At 52.2% G+C, this 1,929-nt stretch carries 2 protein-coding genes and 1 pseudogene; all 3 read right to left on the minus strand.

The annotated features are described in order from the left end of the window. Window positions 1-213, minus strand: a pseudogene (locus OCV77_RS05200) (hypothetical protein); the annotation flags it as partial. Beyond that, on the minus strand, window positions 182-826 hold the full coding sequence (locus OCV77_RS05205; RefSeq protein WP_020989948.1) for a CHC2 zinc finger domain-containing protein: 645 nt from the start codon (window positions 824-826) through the stop codon (window positions 182-184). The gene OCV77_RS05205 and the pseudogene OCV77_RS05200, both read right to left, overlap by 32 nt. Window positions 827-901: 75 nt before the next feature. After that, on the minus strand, window positions 902-1,929 hold a 1,028-nt coding region (locus OCV77_RS05210), incomplete at its 5' end, for a MobA/MobL family protein (protein WP_262573894.1).

Consider the following 1,929-nt stretch of genomic DNA (forward strand, 5'->3'; position numbering starts at 1 on the left):
GTTTAAGGCGGTGCTGTCCCTGTGGAAGCCGATGGGCTTTATGATGTCCTTGCGGTCGGTCAGGATGTTGTATGCGATAGCCCCGGAAAGCAGCGGGTCACGCTGGAATACGGTCAGGCAGTTCCGTATGCTCTGACGGACACCGCCTTTCTCGGTGGTTTCCAGCCCCGCCTTGATTTCCTCAATGCTCTGGGGCGGTTGCATGGCGTTCATGGTGTTTTTTAGTTCTTGCTGCGTCTGCGGCTGCAAGCTCTGCCATTCGCTGTTCAAGCTGTATCACATCCTTTCCGTAGTCCGTAATCAAAGCCGCTTTTTCCTCTGTCTCCCCAAAGAGCAGCACATCCAGCAGATATTCCACATGGGCTTGCTTCTGTAAGGCTTCCACAAACCGGGGATGAAAGACTTCCTCCGGGGAATGCGGGGCGTAGTCCTTTCTCCATGCCCGGAGCAGATGGAGATAATCAGCAAGAATACGGAAGCAGCGGCTCTTTGCTTCCTGAAACTGTTCCTCCGGGGATTTCTGCCGAGGCTTGGGCTTTTTTGCCTTTCCCGGCGGCTTCCAGTCCTCATAGGAAAGCCCGAAGTCATTTGCCAGTTGTATGGCGGCTTCTTTCTTTCCCAGCCCATACAGGGCGGCGGCAAAATCAATCACATCCCCATCCGCACCGCAGCCGAAGCAGTGGTAACGCCGATCCAGCTTCATGCTTGGGGTTTTATCGTGATGGAACGGGCAGCAAGCCATCCCGTTCCGACCTACATGGATTCCATAATGCTCCGCAGCCTGTCTTGTTGTGACGGACTGCTTCACAGCTTCAAATACATTCAAATACATTCAAATCTATCCCTCCTTGAAAATAAGAAAAGCACCTGACATTCTCTGCTTGAAAATGGCAAGTGCCTGTTAAAGTTCCATATCCTGTTGTCTGTGTTTCGTCTGCGTCGGGGCGGTTCTTTGTGCTTTTTTCTCGTCTGCCTTATCCTGCAAGACTTCTTTGATAGGCTGTTTCTTGGGCGGCTCTTTGCTTTCTTCTGTGCCGGGGGTGGCTTTCCGTACCCAGTAGCGAATGTCCCGCAGCTTCTTCAAATCCTCCTGTACCTCGGTCAGCGGTGTTTTCAGGGCTGCAATTTCTTTCAGAAGCGTTTCCTGCTCCTCTTGCAGCTCCTTTTGGGTACTGTCCTTATCGTCCGGGTGCTTGGCAAGGTAGGCGGCGGCTTTCGCATACCGGGCAACCTCCGGGTGTTCCTGTTTGAATTTCTCCTTTGTTTTCTTAAAAAATATCTTCTGGTACTTCTCATAGACAGGCTTACATTCCTTGCAGTCTGTCCAGCTGGCAAGAATCCCGTCAATCACTTTGCTGCGGGCTTCCTTTGGCTTCATCTGATTGCGGTAATCTGCGGCTGATTTCCCGGAAGATTCCAGAAAGGCTTCTAAGTCCTCCACAGTGGAAAGCCCCTTTTGCCGGAGATAGGACAGGGCTTCGCTGACTGCCTTTAAGTCCTGTGAAGTCCCCCGGTTCTGTCCAGCCCTCGTCCAGTCCTTCCGTTCTTCCTTTCGTATCTCCATGTACTTCATCAGCAGATTGGGAAGAAGTGTCGCTTCCTCCGCCGCCTTTTGTGCAAGCAGTTCTTTCCGTTTTTCGCCCAGCTCGGTAATCCAGCCTTTGAGGTTATGGATAAGCTGCCGGATGGACTGCATTAAGCTGTTGGCAGCTCTGATTTCCCTGTTCAGATTGCCGATATTCGTCTGGATACCTCGCTTTTCCATCTGCCGGACAGCAACTCCCTCATGGACAGTAGGGATAATATCAAGCCCCTGTCTGGCATAGGAACGCAAGTCCACACGCTCCGGGCGGTCATTGGCTTCCAGATAGCGGTTCTGGATGCCCTCCCATTCATGCCGCCAGATTTCACAATACTTCTGGTCGTTCC

The organism is Suilimivivens aceti, assembly GCF_025567405.1.
Lineage (GTDB): Bacteria > Bacillota > Clostridia > Lachnospirales > Lachnospiraceae > Suilimivivens > Suilimivivens aceti.